At 64.5% G+C, this 17,959-nt stretch carries 16 protein-coding genes and 1 tRNA gene; 6 read left to right on the top strand and 11 right to left on the bottom strand.

From position 1 onward, the window contains the following. The 6 genes from hemH to OHL12_RS10870 all read right to left on the bottom strand — a co-directional run bounded on the left by hemH (position 1) and on the right by OHL12_RS10870 (position 8,059). Positions 1-1,197, bottom strand: a complete 1,197-nt coding sequence (hemH, locus tag OHL12_RS10895; RefSeq protein ID WP_263413836.1) for a ferrochelatase — start codon at positions 1,195-1,197, stop codon at positions 1-3. Beyond that, positions 1,194-2,318, bottom strand: a complete 1,125-nt coding sequence (gene hemE / locus OHL12_RS10890) for a uroporphyrinogen decarboxylase (RefSeq protein WP_263413835.1) — start codon at positions 2,316-2,318, stop codon at positions 1,194-1,196. Before hemE ends, hemH begins: the two co-directional genes overlap by 4 nt. A 19-nt stretch (positions 2,319-2,337) precedes the next feature. Further along, positions 2,338-2,610, bottom strand: coding sequence for an oxidative damage protection protein (locus tag OHL12_RS10885; RefSeq protein WP_263413834.1), 273 nt, complete (start codon positions 2,608-2,610; stop codon positions 2,338-2,340). Further along, complete coding sequence (locus tag OHL12_RS10880) at positions 2,610-2,846, bottom strand: DUF5522 domain-containing protein (RefSeq protein ID WP_263413833.1); 237 nt, start codon at positions 2,844-2,846, stop codon at positions 2,610-2,612. The genes OHL12_RS10885 and OHL12_RS10880 overlap by 1 nt, the downstream gene beginning before the upstream one ends. Continuing rightward, positions 2,815-7,419 (bottom strand): DEAD/DEAH box helicase, encoded by a 4,605-nt coding sequence (locus tag OHL12_RS10875; RefSeq protein WP_263413832.1) that lies wholly within the window; start codon positions 7,417-7,419, stop codon positions 2,815-2,817. Before OHL12_RS10875 ends, OHL12_RS10880 begins: the two co-directional genes overlap by 32 nt. A 130-nt stretch (positions 7,420-7,549) precedes the next feature. Beyond that, positions 7,550-8,059 (bottom strand): YciE/YciF ferroxidase family protein, encoded by a 510-nt coding sequence (locus OHL12_RS10870; protein WP_263413831.1) that lies wholly within the window; start codon positions 8,057-8,059, stop codon positions 7,550-7,552. Positions 8,060-8,216: 157 nt separating this feature from the next. Here OHL12_RS10870 and OHL12_RS10865 point away from each other — a divergent pair, with 157 nt between their 5' ends. Continuing rightward, positions 8,217-8,822: a KdsC family phosphatase gene (locus OHL12_RS10865; protein WP_263413830.1), complete on the top strand. Its 606-nt coding sequence runs from the start codon at positions 8,217-8,219 to the stop codon at positions 8,820-8,822. Positions 8,823-8,833: 11 nt separating this feature from the next. On the opposite strand, the gene OHL12_RS10860 is transcribed toward OHL12_RS10865, so the two are convergent. The 4 genes from OHL12_RS10860 to OHL12_RS10845 form a co-directional block, all read right to left on the bottom strand. Next, positions 8,834-9,916 carry an FUSC family protein gene (locus tag OHL12_RS10860; protein WP_263413829.1) on the bottom strand — a complete coding sequence of 361 codons (1,083 nt, stop codon included), beginning with the start codon at positions 9,914-9,916 and terminating at the stop codon, positions 8,834-8,836. 79 nt (positions 9,917-9,995) lie between these two features. Further along, entirely contained in the window at positions 9,996-10,424 is a 429-nt protein-coding gene (locus OHL12_RS10855) for an MGMT family protein (protein ID WP_263413828.1), read from the bottom strand. Positions 10,425-10,511: 87 nt separating this feature from the next. Next, positions 10,512-10,587: transfer RNA gene (locus OHL12_RS10850), tRNA-Ala, on the bottom strand. A gap of 75 nt (positions 10,588-10,662) precedes the next feature. Then, positions 10,663-10,965 (bottom strand): hypothetical protein, encoded by a 303-nt coding sequence (locus OHL12_RS10845; RefSeq protein WP_263413827.1) that lies wholly within the window; start codon positions 10,963-10,965, stop codon positions 10,663-10,665. Positions 10,966-11,343: 378 nt separating this feature from the next. Between OHL12_RS10845 and OHL12_RS10840 the strand changes: the two genes are divergently transcribed. From OHL12_RS10840 to OHL12_RS10825, 4 genes are all read left to right on the top strand, one after another. Further along, the gene (locus OHL12_RS10840; protein ID WP_263415123.1) at positions 11,344-12,093 is read left to right on the top strand and encodes a sigma-70 family RNA polymerase sigma factor; all 750 of its coding nucleotides are present in this window, start codon (positions 11,344-11,346) and stop codon (positions 12,091-12,093) included. Further along, positions 12,090-12,734, top strand: a complete 645-nt coding sequence (locus OHL12_RS10835; RefSeq protein WP_263413826.1) for an anti-sigma factor — start codon at positions 12,090-12,092, stop codon at positions 12,732-12,734. Before OHL12_RS10840 ends, OHL12_RS10835 begins: the two co-directional genes overlap by 4 nt. Before the next feature lie 180 nt (positions 12,735-12,914). Next, a complete protein-coding gene (locus tag OHL12_RS10830) occupies positions 12,915-14,747 on the top strand; it encodes a tetratricopeptide repeat protein (RefSeq protein WP_263413825.1) in 1,833 nt (610 codons plus the stop codon). 112 nt (positions 14,748-14,859) lie between these two features. After that, positions 14,860-15,663: a hypothetical protein gene (locus tag OHL12_RS10825; RefSeq protein WP_263413824.1), complete on the top strand. Its 804-nt coding sequence runs from the start codon at positions 14,860-14,862 to the stop codon at positions 15,661-15,663. Positions 15,664-15,675: 12 nt separating this feature from the next. On the opposite strand, the gene mutM is transcribed toward OHL12_RS10825, so the two are convergent. Next, positions 15,676-16,491: a bifunctional DNA-formamidopyrimidine glycosylase/DNA-(apurinic or apyrimidinic site) lyase gene (gene mutM, locus OHL12_RS10820; RefSeq protein ID WP_263413823.1), complete on the bottom strand. Its 816-nt coding sequence runs from the start codon at positions 16,489-16,491 to the stop codon at positions 15,676-15,678. Between the two features lie 43 nt (positions 16,492-16,534). On the opposite strand from mutM, the gene OHL12_RS10815 reads away from it, so the two are divergent. Beyond that, positions 16,535-17,959, top strand: a complete 1,425-nt coding sequence (locus OHL12_RS10815; protein WP_263413822.1) for a cytochrome P450 — start codon at positions 16,535-16,537, stop codon at positions 17,957-17,959.

The raw sequence follows: 17,959 nt of genomic DNA, 5'->3' as shown, positions 1-17,959 counted from the left end.
TCAGGCGGCCGTTGCGGGCTCTTCCAGGGGCGCGAGCACTGTCAGCAACTCGGCGCTGGTGTGCGGCGCGGGTGCCAGCGGATGCTCGTAGCCGTTCCGCACCAAATCCTCTAACGCTTGTATAAGCGTCGAACTGTCGTTCAGGCTCTCCGCGCGCGAGATGGTGATGCCAAGTTCGCGCGCCGTCTGCTGAAACGCGATGTCGATGTCGTACAGAATCTCCACGTGATCGCACAGGAAGCCGACCGGCTGCAAGACCACGTGTTCGTAGCCTTCCTGTTTCAGCGCCGACAGCGTATCTTCCACGCTGGGACCGATCCATGGCCCACCGCTGATGCCCTGCGACTGGAAGCAGAAGTACCACTCCGACTCCGGCAGAATGTCGCTCAGTTCCGCGGCAATGCGAGCGGCGGTTTTCTTGCACTCGGAGTTGTAGGTGTCGGGTTCGGTGGCAAGCACCATGCCGTGGTGCTCCACCGGCTTCACAGAAGCCTGCACGGTGCGGCAGGGGACCGAGTGCGCGGTGAACAGCACGGCGGTACGGGCACCCGTTGCGCGCGCGGAGAGCAACGCTGCCCGCATCTTTTCAGCAAAGGCACGCGCCAGCAGCGGATGCTCTGCCCACCCCGCGAGAAAGTCGATCTGGAGGTCGTCGCCTGCGGCGGTCTCCACCGCGCGCCGGTACAGACCCACGCTGGTGCGGCTATTCTGCGGCGCCAGGCACAGGGTACGCGCGCTGCGAACGCCGTCGCTCTTCATCTGCGCGACGACATCGGCGATGAATGGCTTCCAGTTGCGCATGCCAACATACACGGGCACGCCCAGCTTCGCTGCGAGCAGCCGGCCCTGCAGCAGCGTCCAGCGGGTCAGGTGCGGGCCTTCCGGAGTGGGTTCGTCGCGCAGACCGATCTCGGCGTAGCGCTCCTGCAACTCGTGCACCACGTGCGGCGGAACGCCACGACCGCCGGTCACCAGCTTCAGGTACGCGTCCATCTCCCCGAGTGTGTCGGGCGTGCCGTGCGCCAGCAGCAGAACCGCTTCCGGCAGCGGGCCGGAACTCTGCGTCACCGCATTCTCTGCAGGCTCCTGCGCTCGCTGCGTGACCTGCCTCGCAATCTGATCGTGCAGCGGCTCCAGGCGCTCACGCAGGTTCAGTTTTTCCGCGGCAACGCCGACGAGAAAATGAAAGAGGCTCATTGCGCGGCTCCGCTCCGGGCGCTCAGTTCGCGCACCCACTGCCCCACCGCAATCACGTTCTCGACCGGCGTACCCGGAACGATTCCGTGACCCAGGTTGAAGATGTGTCCTGGCCGGTTTCCCGCCGCATCCAGAACCGATTTCACGCGAGCATGCAGAATTTCTTGCGGCGCGAACAGCGTAATCGGATCAAGATTGCCCTGCACCGCGATGCTCTTGCCCGCCAGCCGCCAGCCCTCATCCAGGGGAACGCGCCAGTCCAGGCCCAGAACATCGGCACCGGTCTCGCGCATGGTGCTCAGCAGCGAAGCGGTATCGACGCCGAAATAAATCACCGGCACGCCCAGCGCCTTGATGCTTTGCACCAGTTGCGTCGTTGCAGGCAGAACGTATTCGCGATAGTCCTCAACCGAGAGCGCGCCGGCCCAGCTATCGAACACCTGCAGCACATCCGCGCCCGCCCGCACCTGCTGCGCGGCGTACTCCGTCAGCACCGTCACCAGCTTGTCGCAGAGCATCGTCCAGGCATCGCGATCGGTGTACATCAGCTTCTTCGTCTCGATGTAATTGCGCGACGACCCGCCCTCGATCATGTAACTGGCGAGCGTAAAAGGCGCTCCGCAGAAGCCGATGATCCCCAAACGGTCTCCATCCGCGCGCGGTGCCGCAAAGTGCTTGGCCACCGTCGCAATTGCCTGCGCAACGTACTCCAGCTCGCCGGCGCCGTCGGTGCGCAGAGCCGCGATCTGCTCGCGCGTGCGGACCGGCTGATGCACCACCGGGCCCTCGCCGTTCACAAACTCGAAGTCGAGTCCCATCGGCGTGAACGGCAGCAGCAGGTCGGCAAAGATGATCGCCGCGTCAACGCCAAGGCGCTCTGCCGCGGTGATCGTCACCTCTGCCGCGATCTCTGGTGTTCGGCAGATCTCGAGCAGCGAATGATGGCGGCGCACCGCCATATACTCCGGCATGTAGCGACCCGCCTGGCGCAGGAACCACACAGGGGTGCGATCCACCTGCTGCCGCAGACAAGCACGCACGAATCGGCTGTCGCTCCGGTGCGGCGGCGGTGTGTCGCTTGCTAGGGTCGACCCGCCAAGAATGGCTGCGGTTTGCGTCATCGGTTCTCCTGTGACGCAGTTAGGCTGTCGGAGCGACGTATTCCTTCGGCAGTTCGCCGCCGGAGCCGTAGAAGAAATCGTTCATCTGCTCCACCAGGAACTCCTGCGCTTGCGGGGTCCAGGGCTGCAAACGATATTCGTTCAACAGCATCTTCTGCCGCTCGACCCACTCGTTCCACGCGCGCTGGCTGATGGTCTTGTACACCTTCTGACCCAGCTCGGAGTCGAACGGCGGCTCGTCCAGTCCCGGCAGTTCCTGCTTGTACTTCGCGCAAAACACCATGTGTGCCATCAATTTCCCCTGTCCTGTTCCATTGTAGCGGCGGTCGCGGCCGGGTCATCACAGCCCGATTTCGGGGATGCTTTCTCGTCGCCGTAGGGGCAGTGCCGGCATCCGCTGCCGCAGCAGTACCCGCGCTTCAGGTGGTATGCCGCGGTGAAGACCAGGTATGGGCCTTCGTAGTAGAAGTCTTCCGGAGCGAGACCTGCGGGCTCGTCAGGCAAACAGGCCACCTTGCGCGGAGACATGGCCCGACGGCGTTTCGATCCCGCCCGCACCCGGCGTCGCTGCCAGCGGCCGCGGAGCCGTATCCCGCTTCGCCTTGCGAATGCCGTCCGCCGTCGCGACTGCGTCCAGCAAGTCGCCAGCCTCGTCGCAGGCTGCGCCGTTTCGCAGATAGACGCGCCTGCCCGCCACCGCTGCAGTGCGTTCTCCGGGAACCAAGATGCCAACCAGGTTGACCGGATCGCACGCGGCCATCGAAAGCACTTCATCGTGCGAAATGTCCCTGGTGGCGCGCAGGGATTCCACCGCCTCCGGCAAGGCGAATTGCTCACCATTAAAGCCGGAAACAAACCGTCCTCCACGCACATCGCCGCGTGCTTCCAGGCGGCGCAGCATGCGCAGCAGATCGCGCCAGGGTGGTGCGTTTGTCTCACGCGCCAGCAGATCCCGAAAGAGAATGCCGTACCGCGCCAGCAGGACGCGTGTCGCAGATTCCAGTGCCGCTTCGTTGAGCCGGGCGCGTTCGGGCGCGGTCCGTTGTGGAGCGTCATCCTCGAGGAAGAGCGACCATCGCCCGCTGGTGGAGCGCGTGCCGCGCCTCGTTCCATTTGCAACCGGCTCGGTCGCCAGTGGCTTGCGCCGTGGGTCCATCATCTGGCGCAACTGATCGAAGCCGTCGGCCGCAGCAAGACCGGCGGTAGCCAGTTCCCACAGCGCAGATTGCGTTTGCGGCTTCGACAGGGTGCATATCCGCTGCAGGTCCGCCGTGAAGCAGGCTCCGCGGTCCCGCAGAGTCGCGCGCACACTCAGCGCCTCAGGACTCAGCGCAGCGGCAAGCTTCGCTTCGTCCACTTGTTTGGCCGCGAGCGCGCTGGCCAGCCAATCCGCAGACTCACGCACATAGAACGTGATCGGCGCCATGTTGGTGGGGATCACCCGGCGCGGCGCCGCGCCATCGCCCGCGGCCCATGCCGGATGTGGCGAAATGCGTCCCCATCCCACCGCACCGGAAAGACACAAGGCGTCGAGCCACTGCGGGCTGTAATCGCGAACACGCGCAGGCAGCAAGGTTCGTTCCCACTCCACCGCCGGAGCTTCAAAGCCTTCCAACTGCAGCAGAGCCTCGAGCACGCCTTCTTCGCCGGAAAGCTGCGTTTGCGGCGCAAGGTGCTGCCAACGCGTCAGCCATCGCAGAAACACCGCCGGTGTGACGGACTGGATTTGCTTGCGCAGCGCGCCCAGCGTGAGGCGATGGATGCGCTGCAGGATGCGCCGCTCGCACCACTCGATCTCCACATCGTCGGTGGTTGTGGTGCCCTCAAACACGCCGCGCATCGCAACGCCCTGCACCTCCATCTGCACCAGTTGCTGGAACAGGGCGCGCGGCTGCAGGCCGTACATCGCAGCAAGCTGGTTCGACGTGGTAGGTCCCACAAGTTGGAGCAGTCCTTGCGTGAGCAGCTTCAGAGCATCCGCAGCAGAGGGGAGATCGGCCGACGTGGGGGCAACGAGCGAGCCGGGCACAGCTTCTGAACCGGCATTCTCGGAGGGCACGGACGAGCAGATGCCGAGCAGTGCGTGCGCGTGTTGCAGCCGCTCCGTTGCCACCCAGCAAACTTCATCTCCGAACTGCACCGTTGCGGAGCGTCCGCGGGCCTGCAACCGCTCAAAAAATAGCGGCCAGTGACGCGCCGCCTGCGCACGATGCGCCAGCAGTTCGTTCGCTTTCGTTCCAACACTTTTTTCAATGTCGAACAGTGACAGCGGCAAGGCGACGGTGTTGAACAGCAGATCATGCAATTCGTGCTCACCGCGCAGGTCGGGCCAGATTTCACAGCGCGCTTGGAGGATGGCCGCTGGATCGAGCCGGCCAGCTTCGCCCAGTACGGAATCCGGAATGGTTCGGCGCAGTGAAACAGCGCGCGCGCGACGCTCTTCGAGATCTGCCTCGTCCAGGAAGCTGTTCTGGTTGGCGTTCAGCAGCTCGTGCGAAAACTGCGACGGCACGGGCGTATCCACCGCAATGCATTCGATCGCACCTGAATCCATGTCGCGCAACACCTGCTGCAGGCCTTCCAGGTCCATGGCCTCTTGCAGCACGTCCTGCATCACCTCGCGCACCAGCGGGTGGTCGGGAATCTGGATGTCGCCGACGATCGTCTCAAAGCACGCTGCCGCCTGCGGAAAAACAGAGGCCAGCAGGTCTTCACCACGCGTACGCTGCACCTGCGGCGGGACCTTCTTGCCCTTCTGAAATCGCAAGAGTTGCAGCGACCGGTTCGCCGCCCAGCGCCAGCGTGTCTTGAAGATCGGCGAGGCCAGCGCCGCCTGCTCCAGCAGCTCCTTCGCGGTGCCGTCGGTCAGGTAGTGGAAGACGTCCGAGAGTGGAAAGCTGTGCTGCTCGGCGAGGCAGATGTTGATGCCGTTGTCCGTCGCGGCGGCCTGCAGTTCATAGTTGAAGCCGCGGCAGAAGCGCTTGCGCAGCGCCAGTCCCCACGCGCGATTGATGCGGCCGCCAAAAGGCGCGTGCAGGATCAACTGCATGCCGCCGCCCTCATCAAAGAAGCGCTCGGCGATGATGCGCTTCTTGCTTGGCACCGCGCCCAGCACCGCGCAGCCGGAGACCACGTACTGCACCAGTTGCCGCGCCCCCGACTCGCACACGCAGCACTCGTCCATCAGCCACGCGCAGACCTCCGCAACCTGCGGATCATCAAGCGTAATGCGCTCGTGGTGCAGACCCGATGTGCGCGTGCAGATCTCCTCGCGCAACGCACTTACGAAGTCCGACAGAACGTCCGTGCGCTGCGGAGCTTCGCCGGCCCAGAACGGCACGTTCGGCGGAGCGCCGTGCGCGTCTTCCACCAGAACGCGGCCTTCTTTCTCGACCACCAGAACGCGCCAGCTCGCGTTGCCAAGCTGGATTACGTCGCCCGGCCCGGAATCGATCGCGTAGTGCTCGTCCAGCGTGGCGATCTGTGTGCCTTCCGGCTGCAGGATCACGCTAAAGATCGCCGTGTCCGGAATCGCTCCGCCATTCCCGATCGCGGTAATGCGCGCACCCCGGCGCGGGTGCAGTTGGCCCGCGATGCCATCGCGCAGCAGGTACGCGCCGTAGCGCCCGCGCGAGCTTTCGATGCCCTGGTGCAGCAGTGTCACCAGCTCGTCGAACTCCGCGCGCGTCAGATCGCGGTAGGGATACGCACGCGTAACCAGCCGGAAGAGCGCGTCCTCTTCCCACGGCTCGGCGGCGCACATCGCGACCATCTGCTGCATCAGGATGTCGAGCGGCTTGGGTGGGATCTCCAGCCTGTCCAGCGATCCGGAACGCATCGCCTGCACCAGTGCCGCCTGCTCCAAGAGGTCGTCACGCGTTGTCGCAAAGAATCGGCCCTTTGGCGTTGCACCGCGCCAGTGGCCCGCGCGACCCACACGCTGCATGGCTGCCGCAACGGCGCGCGTGCTGTTCAGTTGAATGACGAGATCGACCGCGCCGATATCGATGCCAAGCTCGAGCGAAGCCGTGGCGACCAGCGCCTGGATTTCACCGGCCTTCAGCCGCTGCTCGGCATCCAGTCGCAGCGCACGCGAGAGCGACCCGTGGTGCGCAGCCACGTTCTCCGGGCCAAGTCGTTCGGCGAGAGCGCCGCACAGCCGCTCGGTCATGCGGCGCGTGTTCACAAACACCAGCGTCGATTTGTGCTCGCGGCAGAGCTGCGCGACGCGATCGAACACATCGACCCACATCTTGCTGTCGCACACACTGCTCAGCTCCGACGACGGAATCTCGATCGCCAGGTCCAGCTTGCGGCGCTGACCCACCTGCACAATGGTGGCGCGCTTTCCTTCAGCGCCGGTAAGAAAGTCCGCGACCAGCTCAATCGGATTCTGCGTCGCGGACAAGCCGATGCGCTGAGGAGGTGTGCTTCTGCCCGTCAGCATGCTGCCGGGGCTCAGACGGTTCTCGCCGGTCACGATCGCGTCCAGCCGCTCGAGTGTCAGCGCCAGGTGCGCGCCGCGCTTGTCATCGGCCATGGCGTGAATCTCGTCGACGATCACCGTTCGCACGCAGCGCAAATTCTCGCGAGCCTTGGCACTGGTCAGCAGCAGGTACAGCGACTCCGGCGTGGTCACCAGGATGTGCGGTGGCGCCTTCAGCATCGCCAGGCGTTCCTTCGGCAAGGTGTCGCCGGTGCGCACGCCGGTGCGGATCTGCGGCAGGAGGTAGCCGCGTTCCAGCGCCAGCGCCAGGATCTCTTTCAGCGGCTCATCCAGATTCTTTTGCACGTCATTGGACAACGCCTTCAGGGGCGAGACGTAGACGATCTGCGTGGTCGCGGGTAGCCGTCCCTCAACGGCTTCGACAAACAGTTCGTTGATCGCGACCAGAAACGCCGTCAGCGTCTTGCCGGAGCCGGTCGGCGCAGAGATCAGAGTCGCATCACCACGGACAATGGCGGGCCAGCCTTCGATCTGCGGCTCGGTTGGCGATCCGAACCGCTGGAGGAACCATTCGCGCACAACCGGGTGCGCCCAGGCCAGCGCGGGGTGCTCAAAGGCCAGGGATTCCGGGGACGCCATGGCGAGGGAAGCCATAGGGCATTCTACCGCGCAGCTTCGCCGGGTATTCGCCCTGGTGCCGTGGTGGCGCAGAGTGCAGCAGCGCTGGTGCAAACAACAAAGGCCCGGCAAAGCCGGGCCTTGCTGCTACATCGAAATCGAAAGGTTACGCTGCCACAGCCGCGGCGTCGCTGTTCACACGGTCCGCCACCTGCGACAGCAGCTTATCCGCGTGCTTTTCGTCGTTCAGAATGCTCTCCAGCACCTGCGCGTCCTGCGTGCGGCCCAGCAGGGCTGCCCAGTTCTTCAGGGTGCCGTACACAGCGATCTCATGATGCTCCACCTGCTGGCCGGCACCAATCAACGCCACATCCAGCACGTCAGGATCGTTCACATCCTTGATGGTGTCCTGCGCTTCGGTGACTAGCGCGTGAATCACCTTGCAGGTCTGGCTGTCCGAGTCTTCCTGCTGGCTCAGCAACTGTTTCACCTTGTCCACGTGCAGTTCGCTCTCCTGCAGGTGCGACTGAAAGGCCTGCTTCAACTGCGTATCGCTGGACTTCTCGATCATGGTCGGCAAAGCCTTCACAATCTGCTCTTCCAGGTCGAGAGCCTTGCGAAGCTCGTTGTTGTACAGCTCCTGCAGCGTTTGGAGGTTTGCGGAAAAGATCTTCATCGGGGATTCCTTTCAAGCGCGTCTCCTGCGCTCCAGCCACTCCGGGGCGGGGCGTGCAGCAGATCGACATCTAGTGCGATGCCACCACTTCCTACCGGTTTTCTCCCCGGCAATTCGCCAAATTGCGCCGGGTGACCGCCCTGCGAAAATAGGCACTATGAGCGATGCAAACGAGATGTCAGCGGCAGAGCGCGCCCGGCGCGTGAAGGTGATCGTGTTCGATGTGGACGGAGTGCTGACGGACGGTCGCCTCTTCTTCGTACCCACCGGTAAGGACAGCAACGGGGAACCGACTGCGGTTGAGGTGAAGGGCTTCACCGCACACGACGGCCTCGGTATCGCCATTGCGCGCGCGGCCGGTTTGAAGGTTGGCATCATCACCAAGCGGCAGTCGGACACGGTCGCAGTACGCATGCGCGACCTGAAGGTCGACCACCTCTACCAGGGGGCGCACTTCAAGACCGAAGCGCTGGCAAAGATCGCGACGAGCGAAGCCGTCGGGCTCGAGGAGATGGCGTACGTCGGTGACGACATCATCGACCTCCCGCCCATGCGCCAGGTCGGCTTTGCCGTGGCAACGTGGAACGCACGCGAGCAGGTGAAGCGCGAGGCGCACTGGGTCACGCCGCATGCCGGCGGTCTTGGCGCCGGTCGCGACGTGATCGACTTCATCCTGGAGTCACAGGGCCGGCTCGACGAAGCCATCGGCTTTTACCTCAGCAAGGAAAACAAGAGCCCGGACATTGGCTCCGGCGGCATGTAGTCCCGCTCGGGCTAGTGCATGCTTTCTTCGGCCGGAACGGAGCGCCAGCCGAAGCGCTCCTCCAAGGTGTGGACCCGATCCACGGTGAAGTGCCCGGCCTTCCGCAGCCCCAGCACGACCAGGTGAACGCCCACGGCGATGCCGCAACCCGCGGCCGTCGCTCCCATGCGGTGTTCCAGCACGCTGTGCGCTGGCTGCCGGACGATCGCCAGCAGAAAGCAGATATACCCCGTGAGCACCACAGAGAACGCGCCGTAGTTCACGTTGGTCCACAAGTAGCTAAGGAACAGGAACACGATCACCAGCGCGGTGAGTGCCAAGCCATGCGGGTGCGCGCTGACGACCAGCAGCGTGCTGATCAGCGCGCCCAGCAGGGTACCGGCGGTCCGCAGCACCGAGCGCGCCGCGGTCAGCGTCCACTCCGGCTTTGGAACCAGCACGGCTGTCATGCCGATCCAGTAGGCGTTGGGAAAGTTTAGGTGGCGGTACACCACGGTAGCCAGCAGCGAGGTCAGCGTGACCCGCAACGTAAACACGAATGTGCCGGAATGTGGGTTGAGCTGCTCGCGCAGGAACGGCACCTGCAGTCGTTTCGGATCGAAGTCGAGCTTGGTAAAGTGCGTCCGCGCCTGTGGCCACACCCGCTGGCCCACAAAGATGCAGACGGTCTGCAGAGCGCCACCGGCCAGCACACCCAGTCCGCGCAGCATCGCGCTTTTTACCAGGTCGTGTGTCGTTCCCGGTGTGCTGGCCGCTGCGGATGACACGATCAGGAATACGCAGCACTGCTGGCCGACCCACGCCATGGCGCTACTAATGCCGTTGCTCAGGCCATAGACCACGCTCCACACCAGCACCGCAGCCAGCAGCGCCGGCGTGCTGTCCCGGCAAAGCGCTCCAACCATGGCGGAGATGGCAATGCCCACCGTAGCAATCGCCATGGGACCAGAGCGGGTGTAGAGCGGCTGCTGGAACGACCCGAAGCCCACGGTCTGGGCTCCGCCTGCCATCAGCACCGCCGTGCCGGGATAGCCCAGCGGAACTCCGATCAGCAGCGGCAGCGCCACCGCCGGCAGGCAGAGCAGGGAATGCATCGGCTCAGAAGAACCCCAGTTGAACGCTCGAAGCTGCCGTGAAACGTCACCCACTCTGGCAACAGATGCAGAGCGGCTGCTAATCGTAGACCTGCCACGGTTGCAGACGGTGTTCGTAGCGTTCCATGTCCACTCGTTTGCCGCGAAAGACCACGCCTTCCAGTTCCAGGCGGGCCCGCTGTTCTTCGGCTGCCGCATCGTGCAGCTTGATCTCTCCGCCGGCTCCCAGTACACGGTGCCACGGCAGGTGATCGGCCGGTTCCGAGCGCAGAAGCTTTGCGACCGCACGGTGATAGCGCGGGTACCCGGCGGCTGCCGCAACCGCGCCATAGGTGCTCACGCGGCCCGAGGGGATGGACAGGATCATGAGCCGGAAGGCGTGGTCGCGCTGCTCGTTGGGTCGCAGGGCGTCGCGCTGCAGCAACCGCTTGCCGCGCTCACGCACGATCTGGTCGGGTATGTGCAGGTCAGGTCCGCCGGCACGAGTTCGCGTCGATCGCTGCTTCATGAGTGCCTGATGTTCGACGGCAAACAGCAAAACCAGCCCGGTAAAGTGCCGAGGCCAGTCCGAATGAACTTGTACAAGGGAGGGAGTTGGTGGACCTGATCGGGATCGAACCGATGACCTCTTCCATGCCATGGAAGCGCGCTCCCAGCTGCGCCACAGGCCCACGTCTCGTCTGATTCTCGCCGGTTTGGCGTATCTCGTCAAACCGGCGATCCAGTTTCGTCCAGCTCAGGCCGCTCTAGCGCCAGTAGCCTTCGCGCCAGTACCATCCGCGCGGCGTCCGAACCCAGGCGCCGGGAACCCAATAGGCGCGTGGCCTGGGCGCAACCACATAGCTGCCCGGAACCCACACGTAACGACCCCCATCCCAGCGGTGATAGCCGCCGTGCCACACGTATCCCGGTCCCGGAACCGGTCCACGGCGCTCATACACCGGCGCCGGCGGGCCCACCCGGACGTAAACCTGGGCCGAGGCGAGATTCGGGGCAAAGGCCGCCAGCGTCCCTGCGAGCGCTGTCAGTGCAAGTGTCTTCCGCATCATGTGTTCACTCCTACTCTTGATGTCAGTGGCTGTCCATCGCAGCCCGTCGGTGCGTGCCTGCCAGAGGCCTCACCGCACACCTCTCTGAACCCGGAACAGGGCTCCGGGTTGCGCTCAAAAGGAGCGACTTTGGCGCCAGCGGCATCCCACTTTTGTGCACCGTTGGTGACGTGTGAGTTCCGGGAACAAACCGGGCACTACCCGGTGTCTATGCAGTCAGAGTGAGCGAGAGCACTCTGCACCGCCGGCGGTGGACACAAATCCAGGAGCGAATCGGCGTCAGCCGTCCGCGCCAGTTTGCCGGTTGTGCGTTGAGAGCCGTAGTGTGAAAGGAGCAGCACTGTGGGAGCTGTAATCGTGAACCCGCTGCAGAGCGCCCTGGTACATTCCGCCGATCCGCTCGACACCTACGCAGGTGCGGCGGAGTCGCGCCACCCGGAGGAAGCGGCCCTTGTCGCCGCTCTGCAGGCTGGTTCCGAGGAAGCCTTTGCGCAACTGATCGCACAGTACAGTGCTCCGCTCTATTCGCTGATCGCGCGTTCTCTTCCAAACCCGGCCGACGCTCCCGACATCACCCAGGACGTCTTCATCAAGGTCTTCCGCTCCATCCGCAATTTCCATGGCGATTGCAGCCTGCGCACCTGGATGTACCGCATCGCGTTGCACGAGAGCAGCAACAGCAAGCGCTGGTGGTCCCGCCACAAGCGGCAGGAAGTGACGATCGACAGCGACACCACCGACGCGTCGGAGGACGGCTGGTTCCCGCTGCGCGAAAGCCTCGCCGACACCCGCGAAAGCCCCTTCGATGCGGCACGCCGTTCCGAACTCCGCGCCGTGGTCGAGGGCGCCCTGCGCGAAGTGCCGGAAAGCTTTCGCACAGTAGTCATCCTTCGCGAGATCGAAGGCATGGCCTACGACGAAATCGCAGCCATCCTTCAGATCAACATGGGTACGGTGAAGAGCCGCCTTTTGCGTGGCCGCGCGTCTCTCCGCACCCTGCTCAGCCAGCGCCTGCCGGAGTGGGGTGCCGTCGCCGGTCACCGTTCCGGAACTGGAACGGTTCCGCGCAAGGTTCCTCGTTCCGAATCCGCAGTTCCCGCTGCAACATCGAAGAGGACGAGTCGATGAAACTGTTTGCCCACCTCTTTGGAAAGCGCCCTGCCGAACCGGTCGTGTCCATCTGGCTCGACGAGACGCACCGCGAGCGCGTGATGACCGATGACGCATTGCGCGCGGTGCAGCAGCCCGTTGCCGTGCCGGATGACCTGCAACTGCGGCTCCGTTTAGCCATCTCGCATGAGCGGGTGCGCGCAGACCGCCGCTGGTGGGGGCGCATCCAGCACCAGGCACACCTGTTCCGCGAAAACACTCTGCGTCCCTTTGCCATGCCTAGTGCCGTAGTGGCCGGCGCTCTTTTCACTGTGCTCGGCCTCGGGGTAATGTTGGGTGCGGTTACGCCGCAGCAGGCGGTCCAGGCCAACGATGTTCCGCTGGTCGGTTTCTCCGCACCGCACTACCTGTACTCAGCGGCTCCCGTGACCCGCGACGTCACTTCCGCCGACCAGGCTCCCCTGACGGTGGAAGCCCGTGTGGACAGCGAAGGCCGCGTGTACCAGTACCGCGTTCTCAGCGGCACGCTCACGCCGGCGACTTCGGCCTCCTTGCAGGAACGGATGCTGAACAGTGTCTTCAAGCCCGCCAGCTTCTTCGGCGAGCCTGTTCGTGGCACGGTGGTCCTCACGTTCGCCGACGTGGAAGTGCACGGGTAACCTTCAACACCCGCAGCTAACGGCTTTTCGTTCACAGCCTGACGCGAAAAGCACGACGGACGGGATCGCGTGCCAACCGCGGATGTACGCGTCAGCCTACGGACGGCAAGCTTGCGGACCCGGGACCGGGTGCATAGACTCAGCTTCGGTTCGAATCTGTTGCTGAGGCGTCCAACTCTCGTGAAGCTTTCCCCGCACCGAATCCTCTCCGCTGTCTCGCTGGTCCTGTTTGCGGCGGCGCCCCTGGTTGCGCAAAACTCGAGCTCTTCAAACGCCGAGGCCGCGGCCCAGACGGCCCCCGTACAGCGCCGCGGCGTAGAAGCCGCCGGCTCCGCCGTGACGCTGGAGACGAGCGAGCAGATGTTTACCGTAGCCGCCGCTCTGAACACCTGCGGCTACGATGCGGGCCTCGCCGAGAGCCTGCCCGTGCGGTCTGCGGTTCGCCGCGAGATTGCGGATCAGACCGCAAACGTGGACGGAGGCCTGCCCGCGCAGCGCGCACTCTGCGGCTACATCCAGTCGCACCAGCTTCCGGGCTCGCAGAACCTGGCGCAGTTCGTCTCGCTGGCACTGTTCCTCTCGCCCGACCTGCAGTTGAGCTTCCCGGAAAACGAGATGCCGCCCGACGCGCTGAACGTAGTCAACGTTCTGCCGCTGTTGCGCACCTGGGCCAGCACCATTCACCTGCACGCCATCTTTGTGCAGCACCGTGCGGACTACGAACAGGCCGTGCTCCAGGTGCACGATACCGTCACGCGCATGCTGCTGGAGACCAACGCCTACCTGCACCAGCCCGCAACGGTCTACGACGGCCGCCGGTTCCTCGTTCTGCTGGAGCCCATGCTGAGCCCCGAGGCCGCTAACGCGCGCATCTACGGCACCGACTACTTCGTCGTTCTCAGCGCCACGCGTCCGCAGGCCGACGCCAAGACCGAAGCCATGCGCAAGGCCGGCCTCCACTTGGAAGAGCTCCGCCACATCTACCTGCTTTACGAGATCGACCCGATCATCTACGCGCGCGCCTCCTCCACCGCGCGTCTGCTGCCGATCCTGAAAACGGTGCAGGACGCGCCCATCGACTTCCTCTACAAGAACGACGTCAACGCGTTCCTGACCGAGTGCCTCATCAAGGCGATTGAAGCGCGCACCATGGACACCGGCATCGAGAAGCCGTCGCGCAAGGCGAACGGCAAAGAGCGCTTCGACCCCACCGGCTACAACATCGCGCTGCAGGATTACGAGCGCCGCGCGGAAGTGGTGCGCCGCCAGCAGGTTATCCGCGACATGCGTTCCGGCTGGGTGCTCACGCAGTACTTCTATGACAAGCTCAGCACCCAGGACCGCGAAGGCATCAGCCTGAAAGAAAGCATGGGTGAGTTGGTCTACGGCATGGACGTGCCCGCCGAAGCTTCGCGCGACAAAAAGATTCCGTTCTTCGACGAGAACAGCCCCGAACTGGTCGGCGTGAGCGGTAGCGGCGCCAGCACCACAAGGCGCGGCAAAGCGGTAAAGCCACAGCCGCTGACCGCGATGGACCAGGCCGAGCTGAAGCTGCAGCAGGGCGATCGTGTCGGCGCCGCGGATCTCGCCGAAAAAGAACTCGCCGCGCATCCGGACTCGACCTCCGCCATGTACGTGATGGCGCGCATCCACCTGATGCAGCGCGAGCCGCAGGAAGCCTTCGACACGTTCGAGAAGATCATCGCAACCGGCAAGGACACGCGCACCGTCGCCTGGTCCCACGTCTACCTGGGCCGCATGTACGACACGGCGCTCGCCCAGCCCGACCGCACCAAGGCCACCGCGGAGTACAAGGCCGCGCTTGCCATGCCCGGCATCCAGCCCGATGTGCAGGCCGCGGCGGAGCAGGGATTGAAGCAGGCCTTCGCAGTCCCGCAGCGCGCAGCCCATCCCGCACCCGCGCAGCCCAACGATGACGACGACATCGACGCCATCACCCGCAAGCAGAAAGAAAGCTACCAGCCGAATCAGGAGAAAAAGCCGCAGCAGTAACGCCGCGGCACCATAAGCCTTTTCGCGGTGCGGAGTCTTGCCATGCAATCACCAATTTTTTCTGGTGCTCCGGTAGCGGCGGAAGTACACTCGGTGGCACAAAGGTGCCCGCATGTTCCGGTTCGCTGTTCTTCTGGCCGTTGCCGCTTCGCCGCTTGCCGCACAGATGACCACAGAAGTTGCGCCGCCGCAATACGCGGGCCCGCAAACCCACGTGCCGGGCGTGTTTGTCACACCCATCGCAAACATCCCGTTGACCGCCGTTGTCGACATCAGCACCATGCGGACCCTCCCGGACGGCACCACCGAACTGCGGCGCACTGCCAACCACATCGCGCGTTCCTCCAGCGGCAAGATCTACAACGAGCGCCGCATGCTGGTCCCGGCCGCGTTTCAGAAGCAGCCGCCTCTGCTCGGCATCCACACCTACGACCCGCAGACCCGCGTAAGCCAGAACTGGACACCGTTCACCGACGTCGTTCACACCGTCACGCTCTCTGCGCGCCAAGTTACCGAGCGCAAGCCATTCCTGGTCAGCGTTCCCGGCACCACCGATCAGGACCTGGGCACGTCCACCATGAGCGGCGTGTCGGTTCGCGGTCTGCGGCGCACGCGCGAACTTTCCATGCAGGGAACCGGGCCCGCGGCAAAGCCTATCCACATCACGGACGAATACTGGTACTCCGAAGACCTGCACCTGATCATGCTGGAAAAGCACGACGACCCACGCACCGGGGAGCAGATCGTCAGCATCATCGACGTGAAGACAGCCGAGCCGCCGGCGCAGCTTTTTACGCCTCCGTCGAACTACCATGTGGTGGACGAGACCTCGACGGTTCAGGTCCGTTCCAACATCGACCCGTTTGCATCTCCGCCGCAGACCAACGCACCCACTCAGACCGTCAACGTCCGATAGGTCGGTGCTGCGCTACTTCTGGCACTTCTTGCAAAAGTGCGTCGATCGACCGCCGATGACAATGCGCTGAATGGGCTCGCCACACTCGCGGCAGGGCTGCCCCGTTCGGCTGTACACGCGGTGCTCCAGTTGGAAGAAGCCGCGCACGCCGTCGGCATCCACGTAGTCCGAAACGGACGACCCACCCAGTTCGATCGCGTGTTGCAGAACCGTCTGCAGCGCGCCGTGCAGCTTGTGCAGTTCGGCACGCGTCAGCCGCCCTGCATGCCGCTTCGGTCGAATGCCCGCGCGGAAGAGGCTCTCATCGGCATAAATGTTGCCCACCCCGTGCAGCAGCGACTGGTTCAGCAGGGCCGACTTAATCGGCGTCTTGCGGCCGCGAAACAGCTTTGCAAACTCTTCCGGCGCAATCGTCGTCGGCTCTTTGCCCGGACCGGCATACTGCTCGCTTGACTCCACCACGCCAACGCGACCGAAGCGTCGCGGGTCCACAAAGCGCACCTCACGCCCGTCGTGCAGGTGCAGCACCGCATGCGTGTGCGGCGGCATCGGCACCTCGGCCTGCGACACCAGCAGCCGCCCGGTCATCCCCAGGTGTACCGTCGCCTGCGCGGCCGCTCCGTCACGCCGTTGCACATCGATCACAACCGTCTTGCCCACGCGATGCACCCGCGTAATCCGCGCTCCGGTCAGCGTCTCTTCGATCACGTGCGCAGGCGACTTCAGCGGCTCGGGCTTCGATCCCAGCGTCACCCGCTCAATGCGCTGGCCGCGCACTCGCGCGTCCACGCCATTCGCTACGGTTTCCACCTCAGGAAGTTCAGGCATCGGCTATTGGATGTGTTGAAAGCGCAAGTGACACACTAGCCAAGTGAGCACCGCGCCCGACATTCGCACCGAGCTTGACATACGAACCGACCCGCGCGATCCGCGTTACCCGGCAGGGCCGCGGCTCTTCTCGCGTCTGCTCACACGGCAACTCTTCGGCACCTCGCGCCGCCAGAACCCGGCCGAGTTCATGCAGTCCGTCGCGCGCGACTTTGGCGACCTGACGCATTACAACATCGCCGGTCGCCACTTCTACCAGGTGAACCACCCCGACCTGATCGCGGACTTCTTCACCACCGACGCTCCGCACCACCACCGCAACCTGGTCATGCAGCGCAGCCGCGACGTGCTGGGCCACGGTCTGCTGACCAGCGAAGAGCCATTGCACATGCGCCAGCGCCGCCTTGCGCAGCCCGCGTTCCTACGCAGCCGCATTGCAAGCTACGCCGACGTGATCGCCAGCTACACCAACGCGCAGATGCGCCGCTGGTCCAACGGCAGCACGCTCGACCTGCATCGCGAGATGCTCGAGCTCGCCCTGCGCATCGTCGGCAAATGCCTATTCGACCTGGACGAGATTAACGACCTGCACGCTATGGAGTCGGCCGTTTCCAGCTTCATGTACTTCATGCCGCTCAGCTTTGTGCCATTCTCACGGCTGGTGCAGGCGTCGCCGCTGCCCGCCATGCGCAGGCTGCGGGCAGGGCAGCGGTACCTGGATGAACTCATCTACGGCGTCATCGCCGAGCGCCGCCGCGACCCGCGTGACCGCGGAGACCTGCTCAGCATGCTGCTGCAGGCCACCGACGCCGAAGAGGGCGCGGCCACCAACGCAGCGATCAGCATGAACGACACGCAGCTTCGCGATGAGTGCGTCACCATCATCCTCGCCGGGCACGAGACCACCGCCAACGCCCTCAGCTTTGCCCTGCACCTGCTCGCGCAACACGCCGACGTGCAGCAGCGCCTGCGCGACGAAGCCCTCGCCGTGCTAGGCCCCGACCGCCCCGTCACTGCTGACGACTACCCCAAGCTCAAGTACGCGACGCAGGTCTTCGCGGAGACCATGCGCCTCTACCCACCCGTGTGGGTCACCGCACGCATGTGTGCCGAGCCGTACCAGATCGCCGGCTTCACCATCCCCAAGGGTGCCGCGCTCAACGCTCCGCAATACGCCCTGCACCGCGACCCGCGCTGGTGGACCGACCCCGATCGCTTCGACCCCGACCGCTTCACCGACGGAGCCAAGCAGGGCCGCCCGCGCTACGCTTACTTCCCATTCGGTGGCGGCTCGCGCCAGTGCATCGCCGAGGGCCTCGCCTGGATGGAAGGCACACTCCTCCTCGCCATGCTCGCGCGCCAGTTCCGCTTCACCCCTGAACCGGGCGCACCCGAAAACATCCCCATCAGCCCCAGCATCACGCTCCGGCCCACACACGGCGTGCGGCTAAGCGTTGATCGTACTTAG

Origin of the sequence: Terriglobus aquaticus (assembly GCF_025685415.1) — a bacterium.
GTDB lineage: Bacteria > Acidobacteriota > Terriglobia > Terriglobales > Acidobacteriaceae > Terriglobus > Terriglobus aquaticus.
This window is presented reverse-complemented; position numbering and strand designations above follow the sequence as displayed.

What these genes read in the sequence shown, in the direction of transcription:
- hemH (WP_263413836.1), bottom strand. Translation starts at nt 1,197, where the DNA reads ATGAGCCTCTTTCATTTTCTCGTCGGCGTTGCCGCGGAAAAACTGAAC.
- hemE (WP_263413835.1), bottom strand. Translation starts at nt 2,318, where the DNA reads ATGACGCAAACCGCAGCCATTCTTGGCGGGTCGACCCTAGCAAGCGAC.
- OHL12_RS10885 (WP_263413834.1), bottom strand. Translation starts at nt 2,610, where the DNA reads ATGGCACACATGGTGTTTTGCGCGAAGTACAAGCAGGAACTGCCGGGA.
- OHL12_RS10880 (WP_263413833.1), bottom strand. Translation starts at nt 2,846, where the DNA reads ATGTCTCCGCGCAAGGTGGCCTGTTTGCCTGACGAGCCCGCAGGTCTC.
- OHL12_RS10875 (WP_263413832.1), bottom strand. Translation starts at nt 7,419, where the DNA reads ATGGCTTCCCTCGCCATGGCGTCCCCGGAATCCCTGGCCTTTGAGCAC.
- OHL12_RS10870 (WP_263413831.1), bottom strand. Translation starts at nt 8,059, where the DNA reads ATGAAGATCTTTTCCGCAAACCTCCAAACGCTGCAGGAGCTGTACAAC.
- OHL12_RS10865 (WP_263413830.1), top strand. Translation starts at nt 8,217, where the DNA reads ATGAGCGATGCAAACGAGATGTCAGCGGCAGAGCGCGCCCGGCGCGTG.
- OHL12_RS10860 (WP_263413829.1), bottom strand. Translation starts at nt 9,916, where the DNA reads ATGCATTCCCTGCTCTGCCTGCCGGCGGTGGCGCTGCCGCTGCTGATC.
- OHL12_RS10855 (WP_263413828.1), bottom strand. Translation starts at nt 10,424, where the DNA reads ATGAAGCAGCGATCGACGCGAACTCGTGCCGGCGGACCTGACCTGCAC.
- OHL12_RS10845 (WP_263413827.1), bottom strand. Translation starts at nt 10,965, where the DNA reads ATGATGCGGAAGACACTTGCACTGACAGCGCTCGCAGGGACGCTGGCG.
- OHL12_RS10835 (WP_263413826.1), top strand. Translation starts at nt 12,090, where the DNA reads ATGAAACTGTTTGCCCACCTCTTTGGAAAGCGCCCTGCCGAACCGGTC.
- OHL12_RS10825 (WP_263413824.1), top strand. Translation starts at nt 14,860, where the DNA reads ATGTTCCGGTTCGCTGTTCTTCTGGCCGTTGCCGCTTCGCCGCTTGCC.
- mutM (WP_263413823.1), bottom strand. Translation starts at nt 16,491, where the DNA reads ATGCCTGAACTTCCTGAGGTGGAAACCGTAGCGAATGGCGTGGACGCG.